Origin of the sequence: Bradyrhizobium diazoefficiens USDA 110, assembly GCF_000011365.1 — a bacterium.
Taxonomy (GTDB): domain Bacteria; phylum Pseudomonadota; class Alphaproteobacteria; order Rhizobiales; family Xanthobacteraceae; genus Bradyrhizobium; species Bradyrhizobium diazoefficiens.
The window spans coordinates 1,577,370-1,597,054 of the sequence record NC_004463.1; the positions used below are offsets into that span (position 1 = coordinate 1,577,370).

Here is a 19,685-nt window from a genome sequence, read left to right on the forward strand (position 1 = left end):
CAGGTCGTGGACGGCTAGTGCGAATAGGGTTTGCGAGTTGGTTGGCCCATCGGCCGACTGTCCCGGCGCAAAAAGGCAACGCCTTGTATCCCATCAGGCGTCCCAGCGCTATGCGCGGAACGCTGTTCAGGGCGGTCGGTTTGCGAAGAGTGCATCTTGCCGCCGGAGCGGCGGCGACGAGACCCCTTTGAGGCCTTCGGGCCGCTGCCGGGCCTTCCGTCGACGTGGCGCGCGTCGCCATGCCGGCCTTCACCGGGCCGTCCATCACCCTGCTTGCCGGCGCTGTGGTGGCGTCCGTCGCCGTGCCTTTCGTCGGTACGCCGTCCGTCACCGTGGCGCTCACCATGCCTTGCGCCTTGCGGACGCTGGCCCGGGCGGCCCGGCCGGCCCTGTCGTTGCTGCGACGGGGGCGGACCCGCATCGCGGCGGCCGGCATCGGTGCGGAGGTCTTCGCGCGGCAGCGCCACCTTGATCAGCCGCTCGATGTCGCGGAGATAGCTGAGCTCCTCGCCGCCTGCGACCAGCGAGATCGCGGTGCCCTCAGCGCCGGCGCGCGCGGTGCGGCCGATGCGGTGGACGTAAGTCTCGGGCACGTTGGGCAGGTCGAAATTGATGACGTGGGTGATGCCGTCGACATCGATGCCACGGGCGGCGATGTCGGTGGCGACCAGCGTGCGGATGTCGCCGGAGCGGAACTGGGCGAGCGTGCGCTCGCGATGGTTCTGCGACTTGTTGCCGTGGATGGCGCTGGCGGCAATGCCGGCCTTCTCGAGCGTCTTCACGACCTTGTCGGCGCCGTGCTTGGTACGGGTGAAGACCAGTGCGCGGTTGATCGGCTCGTCCTTCAGGAGCTTGGTCAGGAAGGCGGGCTTGGCCGAGAAGTCGACCTGGAGGATACGCTGGTTGATGCGCTCGGCGGTCGAGGAGACCGGGGTCACCGCGACACGGGCCGGATCACGCAGCATGGAGTCGGCGAGCTCGGCAATGTCCTTGGGCATGGTGGCCGAGAAGAACAGCGTCTGCCGCTTGATCGGCAGTTTGGCGACGATCTTCCGGATGTCGTTGATGAAGCCCATGTCGAGCATGCGGTCGGCCTCGTCGAGCACGAGGAATTCGACGCTGCCAAGCTTCAGCCCGTTGCTCTGCACGAGGTCGAGCAGGCGGCCGGGGGTGGCGACCAGCACTTCGACGCCCTGCATCAGCGAGCGGACCTGGCGGCCCATCGGCACGCCGCCGATGGCGAGCGTCGAGGACAGGCGGATGTGGCGGCCATAGGCGTTGAAGCTGTCGAGGATCTGGCCGGACAGCTCGCGGGTGGGCGACAGAACCAGGACGCGGGTCGTCTTCGGCTGCGGCTTGATGCGGTGCTCGAGCAGGCGATGCAGGATCGGCAGTGCGAAGGACGCGGTCTTGCCGGTGCCGGTCTGGGCGATGCCGACGACGTCGCGGCCGGTCAACGCCGTGGGAATGGTCTGGGCCTGGATGGGGGTGGGGGTGACGTAATTCTCTTCGGAGAGAGCACGAGCGATCGGTTCGGCGAGGCCGAAGTCCTGAAACGAAGTCAAAAGATGGGTTCTTTCCATGTCAAAAGCGGGCGCCCGGCGCATTCAGCGCGGCGCGCGCAAACGGGTGTCGAGAAGACACCTGCGTGTTTGGGGTGTCGGATGGCTTGGGAGATATGGGGCAAGCCAGAGGCCCGTAGAGGGCTTAAGAACACGCGGCTCGCAACGACCCCTTGATTCGCAAGAGGTCTCGACCGTCATATGGAACATTGAGCGGGCGCTTTCAAGGCAGGCTGGCCCTAAACGGCGATTGCAGTGCAGAAATAGTTATGCCGGAAATTTAGACAGAGGCGTCATTTTGCTCAATAAATGAACTGTCTGCCGCATTAGAATACAATTTCTTTGCACAAATCTTGAGCAACTAGCTCCCGGCGAAACTTCGATTTTTGCTAGATTATAAAGCAGAATCAATGCCTTGGTGCGTGTCTAGCCCATGGCATGGTTCTTGCGATTCCGTTAATCGCAGGCGGCCGTGGGGCCGTTTCGCAGCGTTTTCACGTCTGCGTCAGGGAGATGATACACAAATGCGCACCAAATCCACTCACGATATAGCGGCGTCATTTAGCCGCCGCGGCGTGCTCGCCGCGACCGCCGGACTGATGCTCGGTCTGGCCTCCATTTCCGGCGCGAAGGCCGCGGACGACACCATCAAGGTCGGTGTGCTTCACTCTCTCTCCGGCACCATGGCCATCAGCGAAACCACGCTGAAGGACACCATCCTCTTCCTGATCGACGAGCAGAACAAGAAGGGCGGCGTGCTCGGCAAGAAGCTCGAAGCCGTCGTCGTCGACCCTGCTTCGAACTGGCCGCTGTTCGCCGAGAAGGCGCGCGAGCTGATCACCAAGGACAAGGTCTCGGTCGTGTTCGGCTGCTGGACCTCGGTGTCGCGCAAGTCGGTGCTCCCGGTCTTCAAGGAGCTGAACAACATCCTGTTCTACCCCGTGCAGTACGAGGGCGAGGAGAGCGAGCGCAACGTGTTCTACACGGGTGCTGCGCCGAACCAGCAGGCGATCCCCGCCGTCGACTATTTGATGAAGGACGAGAAGGTGAAGCGCTGGGTGCTCGCGGGCACCGACTACGTCTATCCGCGCACCACCAACAAGATCCTGGAAGCCTATCTGAAGTCGAAGGGTGTCGCCCAGGAAGACATCATGATCAACTACACGCCGTTCGGTCACTCCGACTGGCAGACGATCGTGGCCGACATCAAGAAGTTCGGCTCGGCCGGCAAGAAGACCGCGGTGGTCTCGACCATCAACGGCGATGCCAACGTTCCCTTCTATAAGGAGCTCGGCAACCAGGGTATCAAGGCGAAGGACATCCCGGTGGTCGCGTTCTCGGTGGGTGAGGAAGAGCTCGCCGGCATCGACACCAAGCCGCTGGTCGGCCATCTCGCCGCCTGGAACTACTTCGAGTCGATCAAGACCAAGGACGGATCGAACGAGAAGTTCATCAAGGACTGGCAGGCCTACACCAAGAACCCGAAGCGTGTGACCAACGACCCGATGGAAGCGCACGTGATCGGCTTCAACATGTGGGTGAAGGCGGTCGAGAAGGTGAAGTCGACCGATCCGGACAAGGTGATCGACGCGCTTCCCGGCATCGAGGCGCCGAACCTGACCGGCGGCGTGTCGAAGATGCTGCCGAACCACCACATCACCAAGCCGGTGTTCATCGGCGAGATCAAGGGCAACGGCCAGTTCGACGTGGTCTGGAAGACCCCGGGTCTTGTCGCGGGCGATGCCTGGTCGAAGGAGCTCGACGGCTCCAAGGACCTGATCGGCGATTGGGTCGGCAAGAAGTGCGGCAACTTCAACACCAAGACCAACAAGTGCCTGGGTTCGGGCTCCTGATCCGGGCCTGACCGTATCTATGCACGCGACCGGAGAGGGCGGCGATCCCGCCGCCTTCTCCACTCATTTCTGCCGGGGTCATTCACAGTGCCAGCTAATTTGTCCGCCCGCCTCTGTTCGCTCCTGCTCTCGTTGTTCCTGATCGCGTTCGCACTGCCGGCCTTCGCCGGTCCGTTCGAGGATGCGGTCGCCAAATTCGCCAACGATGATTATTCCGACACGGAAGAGGCGATCGGCGTGGTCGCGAGCAGCGGCAATCCGCTGGCCTTCCCCATCATCAGCGCGCTCCAGGACGGCCGCCTCATGGCCGATCCGGACAGCAAGAAGGTTTACGTCACCGGCACCGACGGCAAGTCGATCGATGTCGCGACCGGCCAGGCGGTGGCCAGCGTTCCCGACAGTGCGAGCGCGGTCCGCCTCAACAACCGTCTTCGCCGCAGCGTCGATGCCGCGGTCGGCAGCCTGACGCTTCAGTCGCCGGACGTCGGAACGCGCCTCCAGGCCGCGCAATCCGTCTTCAAGTCGCATGAGGAGACCGCGCTCGAAGCCGTCGATGCCGCGCTCGCCAAGGAAACCAACAAATCAGTCAAGGCTACGCTCGGCGAAGCCCGCGCGGCGATCCTGCTGTTCAAGCCGGACGCCACCGAGGTCGAGAAGCTCGAGGCCGTCGCCACCCTCAGGGCGCGCGGCGACCAGGAGGCGATGGCGCTGCTCACCGGCATGGGCGACCAGCCGGCCTCGGTGACCAAGGCCGCCGCGAGTGCGATCGGCTCGATCCAGAGTTCGCTCGCGGTCTGGTCCACGGTGCAGAATGCCTGGTACGGCCTCTCGCTCGGCTCAGTGCTGCTGCTCGCGGCGATCGGGCTTGCCATCACCTTCGGCGTGATGGGCGTCATCAACATGGCCCACGGCGAAATGGTGATGTTAGGGGCCTACACCACCTTCGTGGTGCAGGAGGTGATCCGCACCCGCTATCCCGGCCTGTTCGACTATTCCTTGCTGATCGCCGTGCCGCTGGCCTTTCTCGTCGCCGGCGCGATCGGCGTGTTGATCGAGCGCAGCATCATTCGCTTCCTCTACGGCCGTCCGCTGGAGACGCTGCTGGCGACCTGGGGCCTGTCGCTGGTGCTCCAGCAGGCGGTCCGCACCATGTTCGGCCCGACCAACCGCGAGGTCGGCAACCCCTCCTGGATGAGCGGCGCCTTCGAGCTCGGCCAGATCACCATTACCTATAACCGGCTCTGGATCCTCTGCTTCACGCTCGCCGTGTTCGCGATCCTGCTCGCGATGCTGCGCTACACCGCGCTGGGCCTGGAGATGCGCGCGGTGACGCAGAACCGGCGCATGGCGGCCTCGATGGGCATCGCCACCTCGCGCGTCGACGCGCTCACCTTCGGCCTGGGTTCGGGCATTGCCGGCATCGCCGGCGTGGCGCTGTCGCAGATCGACAATGTCAGTCCCAATCTCGGCCAGAGCTACATCATCGACAGCTTCATGGTCGTGGTGTTCGGCGGGGTCGGCAATCTCTGGGGCACGCTGGTCGGCGCCTTCACGCTCGGCATCGCCAACAAGTTCCTGGAGCCGGTCGCAGGCGCCGTGCTCGGCAAGATCGCCATCCTGGTTCTCATCATCCTTTTCATTCAAAAGCGGCCGCGCGGTCTGTTCGCGCTCAAGGGCCGTGCGGTGGAAGCATGACCCCTCACATGCTGACGCGATCACTGGACCGCAGCGCGACGATCTTCCTGCTGGTTGTCGCCGCGCTGGGCGTGCTGATCCCGTTGTCCAACCTGCTGCTGCCCGCGGGCTCGTTCCTGCAAGTGCCGACCTATCTGGTCGCGCTCTGGGGCAAGTATGTCTGTTACGCCATCCTGGCGCTCGCGATCGACCTGATCTGGGGCTATTGCGGCATCCTCTCGCTCGGCCACGGCGCTTTCTTCGCGCTCGGCGGCTACGCGATGGGCATGTACCTGATGCGGCAGATCGGCACCCGCGGCGTCTACGGCAACCCGATCCTGCCCGACTTCATGGTGTTCCTGAACTATTCGAAGCTGCCCTGGTACTGGTACGGCTTCGACATGTTCTGGTTCGCCGCGCTGATGGTGCTGGTCGTGCCGGGCCTGCTCGCCTTCTGCTTCGGCTGGCTCGCCTTCCGCTCCCGCGTCACCGGCGTGTATCTGTCGATCATCACGCAGGCGATGACCTATGCGCTGCTGCTCGCCTTCTTCCGCAACGATTTCGGCTTCGGCGGCAACAACGGCCTGACCGACTTCAAGGACATTTTGGGCTTCAACGTGCAGGCGGAAGGGACTCGCGCCGCGCTGTTCGCGCTGAGCTGCCTGGCGCTGATCCTGGGCTTCCTGGTCTGCCGCGCCATCGTCTCGTCCAAGCTCGGCAAGGTGCTGATCGCGGTGCGTGATGCGGAATCGCGCACCCGCTTCCTCGGCTACCGGGTCGAATCCTACAAGCTGTTCGTGTTCACGGTGTCGGCCTGCATGGCCGGCGTTGCCGGCGCGCTCTACGTGCCGCAGGTCGGCATCATCAATCCGAGCGAATTCGCGCCGGGCAATTCGATCGAGGCGGTGATCTGGGTCGCGGTCGGCGGCCGCGGCACGCTGGTCGGCGCGGCGCTCGGCGCCGTCGTCGTCAACTATGCCAAGACGTTCTTCACCTCTGGCATGCTGGCGCCGTACTGGCTGTTCATGCTCGGCGCGCTGTTCATCCTGGTGACGCTGCTGCTGCCCAAGGGCATCGTCGGCACCTTCAACACCTGGTGGGACGCGTCGAAGGAAAAACGTCCCGCGGCGACCACGGCGAGTGCCGCGGCCGAGGACGGCGTCACCGAACCAAAGATGGCGGAGTAGGCGCAATGAACGTCATGGACACCCGCGCGACCTCCGCAATGCTCTACCTCGACGGCGTGCACGTCTCCTTCGACGGCTTTCACGCCATCAACAATCTGTCGCTGACGCTCGAGCCCGGCGAGATGCGCGCCATCATCGGCCCGAATGGCGCCGGCAAGACCACGATGATGGACATCATCACCGGCAAGACCAAGCCCGACGAGGGCACCGTACTGTTCGACGGCGTCACCGACCTGACGCGACTGGATGAGACCCGGATTGCCGAGCTCGGCATCGGCCGCAAATTCCAGAAGCCCACCGTGTTCGAGAGCCAGACCGTGCAGGACAACCTGCTGCTGGCGCTCAATGTCGATCACAGCGTCAAGGGCACGCTGTTCTGGCGTGGCAGCAAGGCCGAGTCCGAGCGCATCGACAAAGTGCTGGAGACGATCCGCCTCACCGAGGCGCGCAACCGGCTGGCCGGCAGCCTCAGCCACGGCCAGAAGCAATGGCTCGAGATCGGCATGCTGCTGGCGCAGGATCCGAAGCTCTTGCTGGTCGACGAGCCCGTCGCCGGCATGACCGACGTCGAGACGCATCTCACCGCCGAGCTGCTGAAGGAGATCAACAAGACCCACACCGTCATGGTGGTCGAGCACGACATGACGTTCGTGCGCGAACTCGGGGTCAAGGTCACCTGCCTGCACGAAGGCTCGGTGCTCGCGGAAGGTACCATCGACCAGGTCTCGTCCAACGAGCGGGTCATCGAAGTCTATCTGGGACGCTGACCGATGCTCGAAGTCAAAGACATCAACCTGTTCTACGGTGCGGCGCAGGCGCTGCGCGGCGTCTCGATTGCGGCCGAGCCCGGCAAGGTGACTTGCGTGCTCGGGCGCAACGGCGTCGGCAAGACCTCGCTGCTGCGGGCCATGGTTGGGCAATATCCCATCTCCTCCGGCGCGATCGTGTTCGACGGCAGCGACATCACGGGCCTCAAGCCTTACGAGCGGGCGCGCAAGGGCATCGGCTTCGTGCCGCAGGGCCGCGAGATCTTTCCGCTGCTCACGGTCGAGGAGAATCTCAAGACCGGCTTCGGTCCGCTCAAGCGCGAGGACAGGCACATCCCGGATGACGTGTTCTCGCTGTTTCCGGTGCTGCAATCCATGCTCGGCCGCCGCGGCGGCGATCTCTCCGGCGGCCAGCAGCAGCAGCTCGCGATCGGGCGTGCGCTGGTGATGCGGCCGAAGCTGCTGCTGCTCGACGAGCCGACCGAGGGCATCCAGCCCTCGATCATCAAGGACATCGGCCGCGCCATCTCCTACTTGCGCAACCTCGGCAACATCGCCATCGTGCTGGTCGAACAATATCTCGACTTTGCCTGCGAACTCGGCGACAGTTTCGCCGTGATGGATCGCGGCGCGGTGAAGTTCACCTGCGACCGCACCAATCTCGACGCGAGCGAGATCAGCCGTCAGATGGCTCTGTAAGCCATTTGTGTCGCGACCGGCTGGGGAGGCGGATGCGCAGCGAACTATCAGTCACGTCCAGCATATTCGAGGCCAATCGCGCCCGCGGCGCGGTCAGGTTCGACGTGCATGCGCGGGACGGCGTAACACGGCGCGGCGTGTTGCATGAATCCGGCTCGCTGCGCGTGCGCTTTCCCTCGCCCGAGGATGAAGGTCTCTCCGGCGTGTTCGTCAACACGGCCGGTGGCGTTGCCGGCGGTGATCGCTTCGATGTCGAGATATCGGCGGCCGATGCCGCGCGGCTGACGCTGACCACGGCGGCCGCCGAAAAGGTCTATCGCGCGCCGGGCCCGGCGGCGGAGCTCAATATCGCCCTGAAGGTCGGCGCAGGCGCGCATCTGTCCTGGCTGCCGCAGGAGACCATCCTGTTTGATCGTGCCCGTGTCCATCGTCGCTTCGACATCGCGCTCGATGAGGCGGCCTCGCTCCTGCTTTGCGAGATCGTGGTGTTCGGACGCACTGCGATGGGTGAGCGGATGGAGCAGGGCGAGTTCGTCGACCGATGGCGGCTCTCTCGCGGCGGTCGACTCGTCTTTGCTGAGACCGTCAGGCTGGGCGGTGATATCGGTGCGAAACTCGCGAGGTCCGCGGTGGCCAAGGGGGGCGCGGCAATCGGCACGGCCTTGATCGTGCCCGGCGATGAGGCGCTCATCGAGCGCATTCGGGAGGCCTCGGAATCCTTCGCCGGCGAGGTCGGGATATCGGCCTGGAATGGCTTTGCAATGGCGCGGTTCTGTGCCCAAGATGCGGCGCGCTTGCGCGCCGACATGATGGCCGTGCTGGCGCGCACCGGTGCGGCGTTGCCGCGGCTGTGGTTGAATTGACGTGTTGAACGGAAGAGATTTCGCATGAACCTGTCTCCCCGCGAAAAGGACAAGCTTCTGATCTCGATGGCCGCCATCGTGGCGCGCCGCAGGCTGGACCGCGGCGTCAAGCTCAACCATCCCGAGGCGATCGCGATCATCTCCGATTTCATCCTCGAAGGTGCGCGCGATGGCCGTACCGTGGCCGAGCTGATGCAATCCGGCGCGCAGGTGCTGACCCGCGACCAGGTGATGCCGGGCATCCCCGAAATGATCCACGACATCCAGGTCGAGGCGACGTTTCCGGACGGCACCAAGCTCGTCACCGTGCACGAGCCGATCAGGTGATTTGAATTCGTCATTCCGGGGCGCGCGCAGGGCGAACCCGGAATCCAGAGATTGTTGATCGAGATTCCGGGTTCTCGTTCCGCGAGCCCCGGAATGACGGAGGAAGACAGAGATGATCCCCGGTGAACTCTTCATTCAGGACGGCGAGATCGAGCTCAATGCCGGCCGCAAGACCGTGACGCTGACGGTCGCCAACACCGGCGACCGCCCTATCCAGGTCGGCTCGCACTACCATTTCTTCGAGACCAACCCGGCCTTGAAATTCGAGCGCAAGAAGGCCCGCGGCATGCGCCTCGACATCGCCGCCGGCACCGCCGTCCGCTTCGAACCCGGCCAGACCCGCGACGTCCAGCTCGTCGCGCTCGCCGGCAAGAAGACCATCTACGGCTTCCGTGGCGACGTGATGGGGAAGCTGTGAGGCATGCTTTCCGCCGTCCGCCTCATCTCTGAAGCCGCTGACCTGGCCGCGCGCCGGCACAACGGCATGGCGCGCAAGGGGCGGGGGAACGAGCCTTACATCAATCACCTTGCCGAGGTCGCGAACCTGCTCGCGACGGCGACCGATGGTGGGGATGCCGAGCTCGTGGCCGCCGGCTGGCTACATGATGTCATCGAGGACACCGAGACCACGCGTGAAGAGCTCGCGCAAAAATTCTCCGAGCGTATCGCATCTCTCGTCGTCGAGTGCACCGATGACATGAACCTGCCGAAAGCCGAGCGGCGCCGGCGGCAGGTGGTCGATGCGCCGAAGAAATCTGCGGGCGCAAAACTGATCAAGATCGCCGACAAGATCAGCAATGTCGGCGCACGCATTCATTCCGATCCGACCGCCGAGGAGCGTGACGATCTCGTCGACTATACCGGCTGGGCCGAGCAGGTGGTCGCCGGTTGTCGCGGCGGCAATCCGTGGCTCGATCAGAAATTCGACGACGCAGTGCGTACGGCGAGAGCTTCGCTGTGAGCACCATCAAGACATTCAAACGCAAACGGGGCCTGTGATGTCCGTCAAGATCAAACGTTCCGTCTATGCCGACATGTTCGGCCCGACCACCGGCGACAAGGTGCGGCTGGCCGACACCGATCTCATCATCGAGGTCGAGAAGGATTTCACCGTCTATGGCGAGGAGGTGAAGTTCGGCGGCGGCAAGGTGATCCGCGACGGCATGGGGCAGTCGCAGGTCACCAACAAGCAGGGCGCGGCCGACACCGTCATCACCAATGCGCTGATCGTGGACCACTGGGGCATCGTGAAGGCCGACGTCGCGATCAAGGACGGCATGATCTCCGCGATCGGCAAGGCCGGCAACCCCGACATCCAGCCGGGCGTCACCATCATCATCGGCCCCGGCACCGACGTGATCGCGGGCGAGGGTAAGATCCTCACCGCCGGCGGCTTCGACAGCCACATCCATTTCATCTGCCCGCAGCAGATCGAGCACGCGCTGATGAGCGGCGTCACCTCGATGCTGGGCGGCGGCACCGGTCCCTCGCACGGCACCTTTGCGACGACCTGCACGCCGGGCCCGTGGCACATGGGGCGGATGATCCAGTCGTTCGACGCCTTCCCGGTCAATCTCGGCATTTCCGGCAAGGGCAACGCCTCGCGCCCCGCGCCGCTGGTCGAGATGATCAAGGGCGGCGCCTGCGCGCTGAAGCTGCACGAGGATTGGGGCACCACGCCGGCCGCGATCGACAACTGCCTGTCGGTGGCCGACGATTACGACATCCAGGTCATGATCCACACCGATACGCTGAACGAATCCGGCTTCGTCGAGGATACGATCAAGGCGTTCAAGGGCCGCACCATCCACGCCTTCCACACCGAGGGCGCCGGCGGCGGTCACGCCCCCGACATCATCAAGGTCGCAGGGCTGAAGAACGTGCTGCCGTCATCGACCAACCCGACGCGCCCCTTCACCCGCAACACCATCGACGAGCATCTCGACATGCTGATGGTGTGCCACCACCTCGATCCCTCGATCGCGGAAGATCTTGCGTTCGCCGAAAGCCGTATCCGCAAGGAGACCATCGCGGCCGAGGACATCCTGCACGATCTCGGCGCGCTCTCGATGATGTCCTCGGACTCCCAGGCCATGGGCCGCCTCGGCGAAGTCATCATCCGGACCTGGCAGACCGCCGACAAGATGAAGAAGCAGCGCGGATCGCTGCCGCAGGACAAGGGCAAGGACAACGACAATTTCCGCGTCAAGCGCTACATCGCCAAATACACGATCAACCCCGCGATCGCGCACGGCGTGTCGAAGCTGATCGGTTCGGTGGAGAAGGGCAAGCTTGCCGATCTCGTGCTGTGGTCGCCGGCCTTCTTCGGCGTCAAGCCGGACTGCATCGTCAAGGGCGGCACGATCGTCGCCGCGCCGATGGGCGATCCCAACGCCTCGATCCCGACGCCGCAGCCGGTGCACTACCAGCCGATGTTCGGCGCCTTCGGCAAGGCGCGCACCGCATCTTCCGTGGTGTTCACCTCCAAGGCCGCGATCACCGGCGGGCTGGCGCGCAAGCTCGGTATCGAGAAGAAGCTCTATGCCGTCCAGAACACCCGCGGCAGGATCTCCAAGAAGAGCATGATCCACAACGACGCAACACCCAATATCGAGGTCGATCCGGAGACCTATGAGGTCCGCGCCGACGGCGAGCTCCTGACCTGCGCGCCTGCCGAAGTGCTGCCGATGGCGCAGCGATATTTCATGTACTGAAATAGCGCCCCGGTCCCCGGAGCCTGTCCGGGGACGGTTTTACGGTGTTGCGTTCGATCCCGCCTGGTCTAATGTCCCGCCCGGTATCTTGAACCCAGAAGAAAAGCCGGGAGGATTTCTCGTGATCTACGTCGTTGCCACCTTGACCATCAAGCCCGAGACGCGCGCCGAATTCATTGCAGGCGCCACCGCCTGCATCAAGGAGACGCGGAAAGAGCCCGGCAATATCGCCTATGATATGCATGAAAGCGTCACCGATCCGACCAAGATGGTGTTCGTCGAGCAGTGGGAGAGCGCCGAGGCGCTGGTGCCGCATCGCGCCATGGAGCACATGAAGACGTTCGGCCGCATTGCGGTGAAATGCTTCATGGCGCCGCCGAAGGTCGAAATCATTACGCCCGAGAAGGTCGAGACACGGTAACAGGGTAGAAGCCAATGATCCGGGCGACGCAGGTTAGGGGACAGCACCGCTTCACCGAAGCACCAGTGGACACGGTCGTGCTCGATTTCGACGATCGGCACCGCCGCCGCATGGCGATGACGGGGACGCGGGGGCTCGAATTCCTGCTCGACCTGGAGAACGCCGTTGCACTGCGCGGCGGCGATGCACTGGTGCTGGAGGACGGCCGGCTGGTCGAAGTGGTTGCGGCGCCCGAGCCGCTGCTCGAGATCCGCGGCCGCGATCCGCACCACCTCATCCGCGTCGGCTGGCACCTCGGCAACCGTCATCTGCCGACGCAGATCATGGCCAAAGCCTTGCGCATCCGCCGCGACCACGTCATCGAGGCCATGGTGAAGGGGCTCGGCGCGCGTGTCGTCGAGATCGAGGCGCCATTCGATCCCGAAGGCGGCGCCTATGCCGACGCCGGTCATGCGCATGGCCACGATGACCATGCGCATCATGATCACGGCCATCACCACCACGATCATGGCGACCATCATCATGATCACCACGGTCATGACCACCATGGTCATGATCATCACGGCCACGACCATCATGATCATGCCGCGCATGACCATGAGCACGATCACCATCATCACGACGAGCATTGCGACCATCCCGACCACCACCACGGCCACAAGCATGCTCATGACCACAAATGAGCCGGTCAATGCCGGTGACCTCGCCGCGCGCGAGGCGGCGGCGCTGTACCGGCTGATGACCTGGCTGTCGCCGGCGTTTCCCGTCGGCGGCTTCTCCTACTCCAGCGGGATCGAATGGGCGGTCGAAGCGGGCGACATCACCGACACGGCGACGCTCGCCGACTGGCTCGATACTATGCTCGGCGACGGTTCGGGCTTCTGCGATGCGACGTTCCTGGTCCAGGCCTATCGCGCCACTGAGGCGGGCGAGGAGACCTCGTTGCGCGACATCGCTGAGCTCGCGAGCGCCTTCGTGCCCTCGCGCGAGCGGCAGCTCGAGACGACGTCGCAGGGCCGCGCCTTCATCGACATCGCCCGCGCCGCGTGGGATGCGGAGGGGCTGGACGCCATGGTTGCGGCATGCCGCACGCCATTGGTCTATCCCGTCGCGGTCGGTGTGGTCGCCGCGATGCACGGCGTGCCGTTGGCGCCGACGCTGCACGCCTTCCTGCACGCTGTGGTCTCGAACTGGATTTCCGCGGCCAGCCGCCTCATTCCGCTCGGCCAGACCGACAGCCAGCGCGTGCTGGTGCGGCTGGAAGCCGCGGTCGCCGCGACCGCAACTCGTGCGCTGAGCGCGACGTTGGACGATCTTGGCAGCGCGACATTCCGCGCCGATCTCGCCAGCCTGCGGCACGAGACGCAGTATACGCGGCTGTTTCGGTCGTGAGCGCGTTGCATCACATTCTGCCGTCGTCCCGGCGAAGGCCAGGCCCCATAACCACGAATGCCTGTGGTCATGGAGGGATGTGGCCTCAGTCCGCCGCGACAATGAACTTCGGTGGTAATGGGTCCTGGCTTTCGCCAGGACGACGATAGGAAAGAATCAATGGCTACGTCTCACGGCCCCCTGCGTGTCGGCGTCGGCGGTCCGGTCGGATCGGGCAAGACCGCGCTGATGGATCTGCTCTGCAAGACCATGCGCGAGCGCTACGACATCGCGGCGATCACCAACGACATCTACACCAAATGGGATGCCGAATTCCTGGTGCGCTCGGGCTCGCTGACGCCGGATCGCATTGCCGGTGTCGAGACCGGCGGCTGCCCGCATACCGCGATCCGCGAAGATGCCTCGATGAACCTCGCGGCGGTCGCGGACATGCGCGCGAAATTCCCCGGCCTCGACCTCGTGCTGATCGAGTCCGGCGGCGACAATCTCGCTGCCACTTTTTCCCCGGAGCTTGCCGACCTCACCATCTACGTCATCGACGTGGCGGCGGGCGACAAGATCCCGTCCAAGGGCGGCCCCGGCATCACCCGCTCCGACCTCCTGGTCATCAACAAGATCGATCTTGCGCCCCATGTCGGCGCCTCCCTGGAGAAGATGGAGACGGACGCCAGGCGCATGCGCGGCGCGCGCCCCTTTGTCATGACCAACCTGAAGAAGAGCGAGGGGCTCGACCGCATCGTCGGCTTCATCGAGGCCAAAGGCGGCCTGAAACGGGCCGGCTGACGAACGCGACGACTTGGCACAGGGGTTTTCCGCCGTTAACGCCTGAGGCAGGACCGTATCCGCGGAACAAATTTCGGACACGGCGATTAATTACCTCCGGTACCCGGGGCAAATCCATTCCGGCCGGACGACCGGCCGGGCGGATTAAGCTTTTCATGCGACCCAAGTTGCGTACTGATGCCTCCTCCTTCATTATCTCCGCCATCGGGGTTCATCCTGTTTCGGCACATGGCCGTTCGAGCTGCGTTCATATGCTCCGTGTTTATTGCCGACCTCCTGCTTCCGTCTGAGTAGTCGCGTGGTCCGGCTGGGTTTCATCATCGGCTTCATCGCTCTGCTCGGAGCCATGCTTTCCGGGCTTGCGGCCTATCGCGTCCACGACCAGGAGCTGGCGCTGGACCGGATCGCGCTCGCACGTGCGATCGACGTCCATGCGAGCCTGGTGCAGGACCGGCTGACCGAGCGCGAACTGCTCGCCCGTGTCGCCTCAGGCCTGTTCCGCGCGCCATCGGTACTCAAGCCCAACATGCTGGAGCCGCTGCGCTCGGCGATCTACGCCTTCAAGACCGATTTCGTGGTGGCCGGCTGGGTCGCCCGGCTCCAGCCGAACGAGCTTGCTGCGGCGCAGGCCGCGATCGCGGCCGCCGGCTTCCCGAAGCCGCAGATCCGCGACTACGGCGACAAGCCGATCGATCCCGCAAGCCTCACCCAGCCGATCGACGTGCTGATGGATCTCGAGCCGCGCAGCGATGAGACCAAAGGGTTGCCCGGCCGCAGCTATGACCGGGACCCGGTGCGCAGCGCGATGCTCGCCCGGGCCAGGATCGAGAAGAGGTCGGTCGCCTCCGACCCGGTGCCGCTCCTGCGCAACAACGGGCCGGTCGGCGTCATCGTCGCGGCCCCCGTCATTCCCGAAGGCGCGACCGAGCCCGTCGGCTTCATCACATTCTCCTATGAGCTGGCATCACTGATGCTGACCAACGACGACATGTCGTTGTTCGCGGTCGCGCTCAAGGACCCGCGCAAGGACGGCGGCGAGCTCGTCGCCAACGACCAGGGTATCGTCTCCACGCGCATGACGGCGGCGGACGGGCCGGCGCCATCGGCGACGCGCACCGTGAGCTTCGGCGGCCGCGACTGGCAGCTCGGCTATTACGCAAAGACCAACTCGGCGCGGCGCGCCGAGCAGACCGCGATCATCGTGGCGGCGATCGGCTTTGCGATCACCGCGATGGTGTGCGGCCTGTTTGGCTATGTCGCCTACAACAATCTGCGGCTCAGCCGGGAGATCCAGGTGCGGATCGGCTTCGAGCGCCGCCTGACCGCCGTCATCGACGAGCTCAACCACCGGGTCAAGAACATCCTGGCGGTGATCCAGTCGATCGTGACGCGCACGCTGCGCCACGGCGCGGACATCGACGGCGCGCGCGAGCTGCTGATCGGCCGCATCCACGCCATGTCCAACGTGGTCTCGCTGCTCAGCGAGAGCCAGTGGCAGGGCGTCAAGTTGAAGGGCCTGTTCGAGGCGCGCGCCATTCCGCATGCGGACCGCATCGCCGTCACCGGTCCCGACATCGCGGTGAGCGCGCGTGCGGCGCAGAGCCTGTCACTTCTGTTCTTCGAGCTCGCCTCGCATTCGGACGAAGGCCTGTCGCTGGTCGGCAAGCATCCGCACATCACCGCCAACTGGACGGTGACGGGCGAGGGGACCGACGAGGTCTTCCATTTCCGCTGGGAGGAGTTCAACACCAGCGAGGCGACGCGCCGTCCCGATTCCGATTTCGGCCTGATCCTGCTCGACCGCGTCGCGCCCGAAGCGCTCGGCGGCACCGCCAAGCGCTACTTTACCGATGTCTCCTATGTCTACGAGCTGATTGCTCCGATGGAGACGGTCGTCGACATGAGCGAGCGCGACCGCACGGACAAGCTCTCGGCCCCGGTGAGGCCTGTGCGATAAACCTCGCGCGCTTCAGCTCGAGGTCGGTCGAGCCGCGATTGCGGTCATCTCGAGCTTGACGCCTGAACCGAGATCGGCCACGCCGACGACGGCGCGTGCCGGCAGATGGGCTTCGGCAAAGTGCGCTTTCCAGGCCGCATTGAACGCAGCCTTCTCGCCGAGATTCGTAACGAAGATGGTCACCTGCAATACGTTGGCCAGGTCGGATCCAAGAGTCTTCAGCAGACGCGACAATTGGCCAAGCACGTCGTTTGCCTGACCTGACATGTCGAGGCTCGTGTCCTCGGCGACGATTCCGCCGATGTAAAGCACGCCTCCATGCTCGACCACTTCGTGGAGCAATCCTTCGTATGGCAAGATGCGTTTGATCATGATGAGACTGATGCTCCTGTGGGAAAAGACGTGAGATGTCCGCGCGTTCTTATCACCAAGGCGTGGAACTTGAGTCGGGGACGGACGGTGGGCATTTTCAGCGCCTGATCTAGCCCTTCGGCCGCAGCACGAGGTCGACCAGATTGCGCGCGTAAGCCGGCGTGATCGGCGCGATGCCGAAGACGTAGCGGTAGAACAGGCCGCCATAGATCGCGTCGCAGAGGTCCTCGGGCGCCCCCTCGGCCAGGACGCTGCCGTCCTTCTGGCCTGCGGCGATCATCTCCACCAGCGCGTCGCGGCGGAATTGCAGGTAGCGTGCGTAGAACAGCTCCGCCGAGCCGGTCTTGGAGATGCATTCGGAGATGACGGCGAGCTGCACCTTGCCGAACTCGCCCCGGAGCGCCTCGGCATAGGCCGCGGCATGGCGGCGTGCGCGTGCCGCGGGCGTGCCGGAGCTCACCGGGGGCAGTGGCAGCATCTGCGCGGCATGGTGGAGAAAGGCGTCGATCAGCAGCGCCTCGCGCGACGGCCACCATTTGTAGATCGTCATCTTGGAGACGCTGGAGTGGCGCGCGACCGCGTCGATGGTGGTGGCGGCAAGGCCGGTCGCGGCCATCAGCGCATAGGCGCTTTCGAGGATGGCGTTGGTGGTCTCGATCGACCGCGGCCGGCCGCGCCGGGGCGCGCTGTCAGCCTCTTCACCCCCGCCTTTCGCCATCGCCACGCCCGGTCTCCTCACGCAGAGTCCCTCCGCATAGCGCAGCCACAGGTCTCGGCCTAGCAGAATCGCACGATTATGTTGTCAGGTCTGCTGCCGCAAGGCCGCAGGCAGGTCCTGCCGCTTCGACCAGGTGATGTAATAGGCGACCGCGGTCATCGCGGCGAAGCCAACGATGCTCACCGCGACCTGCATCGCCACCAGGTTCGGCCCGGTGATCAGGATGAGATGGCCGGCGAAGGAGAGGAACACCGCGACGCAGAACACCGCGAGCCATTCCTCGCCGCATATGATCACCGCCTGAAGCGGCCGCCATTTCAGGCCGGGATGATCGGCCGGAATGAGATGGGTTGCGATGAACGCGAGCGCGAGGAAGTGGACCACGCGATAGGGCGCGAGGTTTTCCTTGTCGGTCGGCGCGATGCTGTTGAGCAGCAGGTCCGGCAAATAGGCGGACAGTGCCGGCGAGTGGCGCATCAGGGTGACGGCCATCGCGAAGACGAGATAGGCGCCCGCGAGGATCCGCAACCAGGACATTCCGTGGAGCGCACGGCCGGATGCGCCTGTCACGGCGAACCAGCCGCCCAGCACCATCAGCATCTGCCAGCACAGCGGATTGAAGGTCCACTCCTGGTCCGGATAGACCCGGAAATTCCAGTCGAACCAGCGCGCCGCGACGTACAGCGCGACCGATGCCGCCAGCGTCAGGTTCGGTCCTCGCAGCAGCCCCCACAGCACCAGCGGAAAGAACGCCATCAGCGGGATCATCAGTTGCAGCAGGTCGAGGTTCAGCGGCTCTTCCTGGAGCACCAGGCCGCGGACCAGGATTCGCAGAGGGTGCTCGAGAATGCCCGAGATGTTGTATTCGTGGATGATCTCCGGCGCCATCGATTGCGAGGCGACGTAGGCGATGGTGTCGATATAGATCACGAACAGCACGACATAGGCGGCGTAGAGCCGCCAGACGCGGCGAAAGATGCGTGTCGCCGCGACGACGTAGCCGCGCTCCAGCGCCATCCTGCCGTGGATGATGGCGACGCCATAGCCCACCACGAACACGAACAGGTCGGCGGCGCCGCTGAAGCCGAAATTGCGCAGCGTCAGCAGGTTGACGACGTTGTTCGGGATGTGGTCGACGAACACCGACCAGTTGGCGATGCCGAGCGTCAAATACAGCCTGGCGTCGTGATGGAATGCGGCGAGGTTCGCCTTGACGGACGGTTTCATGAGTAAAATAGCTTTGGGAATCAGGGTGATGCTTTTACCGGCAACCGCCTGCCTATCCGAGTAGCGTTTGCGTGAGGAGGGCCGGTTTGTCCCGACTGGCGAAAAATTACGCAGGGCGCGCCGGTGCGCTCGCGTGTCCGCCCTTGACCCGCCTGGCACGCAATTTTTGCAAAGACGATCTGCTTCGCAGCAGCTCGCGCTTCCGAAGCCGGCGACCTCTGGCGGTGTGAGATTCGCAGTCCGCGCGCCCGGACCGTTACTCGGCAGGTTCAGCCGATGCCTCGTCGGAGACGCTGGTCCTACTCGCCATGATTCCGAGTGCGACGCCGGCGATCGCCAGGATCGGCAACAGTCGCCTGACCCCGATGGCGCGAACGATCTGGAGTCCCGTGGCGAGCAGCATGGGATCGGCCAGCATGCTCGCGGCCGCCGACTTCGCGGCGCGCTCGGCCGCGATTTGGGCGCGCTTCTGCACCTCGCGCTTGTAGCCCCAATAGGTGCCCGCGGCGGTGAGCGTCAGCAGGAAGAAGATGCCGGCGCCGGCGAGGCAGGCCTGCACCGGGCCGTACTTATCCAGCACCGAGATGAACGCGGCCGCGCAAAGAAAGCACGTCGTGATGAAGAGCGCGAATGCGGCGGCTGCGGCGAGCGATGTCAGACGGACCGTCGTCCCGGTCGAGGCGCTGATGCCGTCGATAATGCGCTGAAACATGCCCTTGCTCCTCAATCCCCCCACAAGCCTGAGGCGGCGGCCGCGCCGCCGCGATCCCAGGGTCCGTCCCGCGCTTTACCGGCGCCAGGCGGCGCCGATCAGGAAGCCGATGCCGAGCGCGATACCGACGGTCGCGAGCGGCCGCGCGGTGATGGCGTCTTCCAGCGTCTCCTCGATCGAGCCATAGGCATCCTGCGCCGCGCCCATCATCGCGCTGCTGCGCTCGGACATGTCGTCGAGTGTCGAATCCATGTTCTCGCGCGCTTGCTTGTAGCCGCGCCGGGCCTGCTTTCCGGCCGAATTGGCGAAGGTATTGAGCGCGTCGGTTATCTGGTCGGTGAGGGCGGCGATATCGTTTTTCACGGCTGCTACATCCTTCTCGAGGCGTTCTGCGGTGGCTTTGTCGATCCAGTCTCTCATCCTGGTTTCGCCGTCGGCTATTGACATCGCAAACTCC

21 protein-coding genes are annotated in these 19,685 nt (G+C 64.6%); 15 read left to right on the forward strand and 6 right to left on the reverse strand.

The window, feature by feature from the left end; all coding sequences use genetic code 11:
• Positions 1-14 precede the first annotated feature (14 nt).
• Positions 15-1,607, reverse strand: coding sequence for a DEAD/DEAH box helicase (locus BJA_RS07405; RefSeq protein WP_011084264.1), 1,593 nt, complete (start codon positions 1,605-1,607; stop codon positions 15-17).
• Between the two features lie 479 nt (positions 1,608-2,086).
• Between BJA_RS07405 and urtA the strand changes: the two genes are divergently transcribed.
• From urtA to BJA_RS07480, 15 genes are all read left to right on the forward strand, one after another.
• The gene (urtA, locus tag BJA_RS07410) at positions 2,087-3,415 is read left to right on the forward strand and encodes an urea ABC transporter substrate-binding protein (RefSeq protein WP_028173500.1); all 1,329 of its coding nucleotides are present in this window, start codon (positions 2,087-2,089) and stop codon (positions 3,413-3,415) included.
• Between the two features lie 87 nt (positions 3,416-3,502).
• Positions 3,503-5,110: an urea ABC transporter permease subunit UrtB gene (urtB, locus tag BJA_RS07415; protein ID WP_011084266.1), complete on the forward strand. Its 1,608-nt coding sequence runs from the start codon at positions 3,503-3,505 to the stop codon at positions 5,108-5,110.
• Positions 5,107-6,276, forward strand: a complete 1,170-nt coding sequence (gene urtC / locus BJA_RS07420) for an urea ABC transporter permease subunit UrtC (protein ID WP_011084267.1) — start codon at positions 5,107-5,109, stop codon at positions 6,274-6,276. Before urtB ends, urtC begins: the two co-directional genes overlap by 4 nt.
• Positions 6,277-6,281: 5 nt before the next feature.
• Positions 6,282-7,043: an urea ABC transporter ATP-binding protein UrtD gene (gene urtD / locus BJA_RS07425; RefSeq protein WP_011084268.1), complete on the forward strand. Its 762-nt coding sequence runs from the start codon at positions 6,282-6,284 to the stop codon at positions 7,041-7,043.
• Positions 7,044-7,046: 3 nt separating this feature from the next.
• The gene (gene urtE, locus BJA_RS07430) at positions 7,047-7,742 is read left to right on the forward strand and encodes an urea ABC transporter ATP-binding subunit UrtE (RefSeq protein ID WP_011084269.1); all 696 of its coding nucleotides are present in this window, start codon (positions 7,047-7,049) and stop codon (positions 7,740-7,742) included.
• Between the two features lie 32 nt (positions 7,743-7,774).
• The gene (locus tag BJA_RS07435) at positions 7,775-8,605 is read left to right on the forward strand and encodes an urease accessory protein UreD (RefSeq protein ID WP_011084270.1); all 831 of its coding nucleotides are present in this window, start codon (positions 7,775-7,777) and stop codon (positions 8,603-8,605) included.
• A 24-nt stretch (positions 8,606-8,629) separates the two neighbouring features.
• Positions 8,630-8,932 carry an urease subunit gamma gene (locus BJA_RS07440; protein ID WP_007605424.1) on the forward strand — a complete coding sequence of 101 codons (303 nt, stop codon included), beginning with the start codon at positions 8,630-8,632 and terminating at the stop codon, positions 8,930-8,932.
• Positions 8,933-9,044: 112 nt separating this feature from the next.
• Positions 9,045-9,350, forward strand: coding sequence for an urease subunit beta (locus BJA_RS07445; protein ID WP_011084271.1), 306 nt, complete (start codon positions 9,045-9,047; stop codon positions 9,348-9,350).
• A gap of 3 nt (positions 9,351-9,353) precedes the next feature.
• The gene (locus BJA_RS07450; protein WP_011084272.1) at positions 9,354-9,893 is read left to right on the forward strand and encodes an HD domain-containing protein; all 540 of its coding nucleotides are present in this window, start codon (positions 9,354-9,356) and stop codon (positions 9,891-9,893) included.
• Between the two features lie 37 nt (positions 9,894-9,930).
• Positions 9,931-11,646 carry an urease subunit alpha gene (gene ureC, locus BJA_RS07455; RefSeq protein WP_038965370.1) on the forward strand — a complete coding sequence of 572 codons (1,716 nt, stop codon included), beginning with the start codon at positions 9,931-9,933 and terminating at the stop codon, positions 11,644-11,646.
• Between the two features lie 121 nt (positions 11,647-11,767).
• Complete coding sequence (locus tag BJA_RS07460) at positions 11,768-12,067, forward strand: putative quinol monooxygenase (RefSeq protein ID WP_011084274.1); 300 nt, start codon at positions 11,768-11,770, stop codon at positions 12,065-12,067.
• A 14-nt stretch (positions 12,068-12,081) separates the two neighbouring features.
• Positions 12,082-12,750, forward strand: coding sequence for an urease accessory protein UreE (locus BJA_RS07465; RefSeq protein WP_038965371.1), 669 nt, complete (start codon positions 12,082-12,084; stop codon positions 12,748-12,750).
• Positions 12,731-13,459, forward strand: coding sequence for an urease accessory protein UreF (locus BJA_RS07470; protein WP_011084275.1), 729 nt, complete (start codon positions 12,731-12,733; stop codon positions 13,457-13,459). Before BJA_RS07465 ends, BJA_RS07470 begins: the two co-directional genes overlap by 20 nt.
• Before the next feature lie 159 nt (positions 13,460-13,618).
• Positions 13,619-14,242 (forward strand): urease accessory protein UreG, encoded by a 624-nt coding sequence (gene ureG / locus BJA_RS07475; RefSeq protein WP_011084276.1) that lies wholly within the window; start codon positions 13,619-13,621, stop codon positions 14,240-14,242.
• Between the two features lie 298 nt (positions 14,243-14,540).
• Positions 14,541-16,199, forward strand: a complete 1,659-nt coding sequence (locus BJA_RS07480; RefSeq protein WP_011084277.1) for a CHASE domain-containing protein — start codon at positions 14,541-14,543, stop codon at positions 16,197-16,199.
• 12 nt (positions 16,200-16,211) lie between these two features.
• Here BJA_RS07480 and BJA_RS07485 read toward each other — a convergent pair whose 3' ends face one another.
• From BJA_RS07485 to BJA_RS07505, 5 genes are all read right to left on the reverse strand, one after another.
• Positions 16,212-16,571 (reverse strand): RidA family protein, encoded by a 360-nt coding sequence (locus BJA_RS07485; RefSeq protein ID WP_011084278.1) that lies wholly within the window; start codon positions 16,569-16,571, stop codon positions 16,212-16,214.
• A gap of 109 nt (positions 16,572-16,680) precedes the next feature.
• Positions 16,681-17,289, reverse strand: a complete 609-nt coding sequence (locus tag BJA_RS07490) for a TetR/AcrR family transcriptional regulator (protein ID WP_038965372.1) — start codon at positions 17,287-17,289, stop codon at positions 16,681-16,683.
• An 84-nt stretch (positions 17,290-17,373) separates the two neighbouring features.
• A complete protein-coding gene (locus BJA_RS07495; protein WP_038965373.1) occupies positions 17,374-18,516 on the reverse strand; it encodes an OpgC domain-containing protein in 1,143 nt (380 codons plus the stop codon).
• 256 nt (positions 18,517-18,772) lie between these two features.
• Positions 18,773-19,228: a hypothetical protein gene (locus tag BJA_RS07500; protein WP_028173486.1), complete on the reverse strand. Its 456-nt coding sequence runs from the start codon at positions 19,226-19,228 to the stop codon at positions 18,773-18,775.
• A gap of 75 nt (positions 19,229-19,303) precedes the next feature.
• A complete protein-coding gene (locus tag BJA_RS07505) occupies positions 19,304-19,675 on the reverse strand; it encodes a DUF883 family protein (protein WP_028173485.1) in 372 nt (123 codons plus the stop codon).
• Between the last annotated feature and the right edge of the window lie 10 nt (positions 19,676-19,685).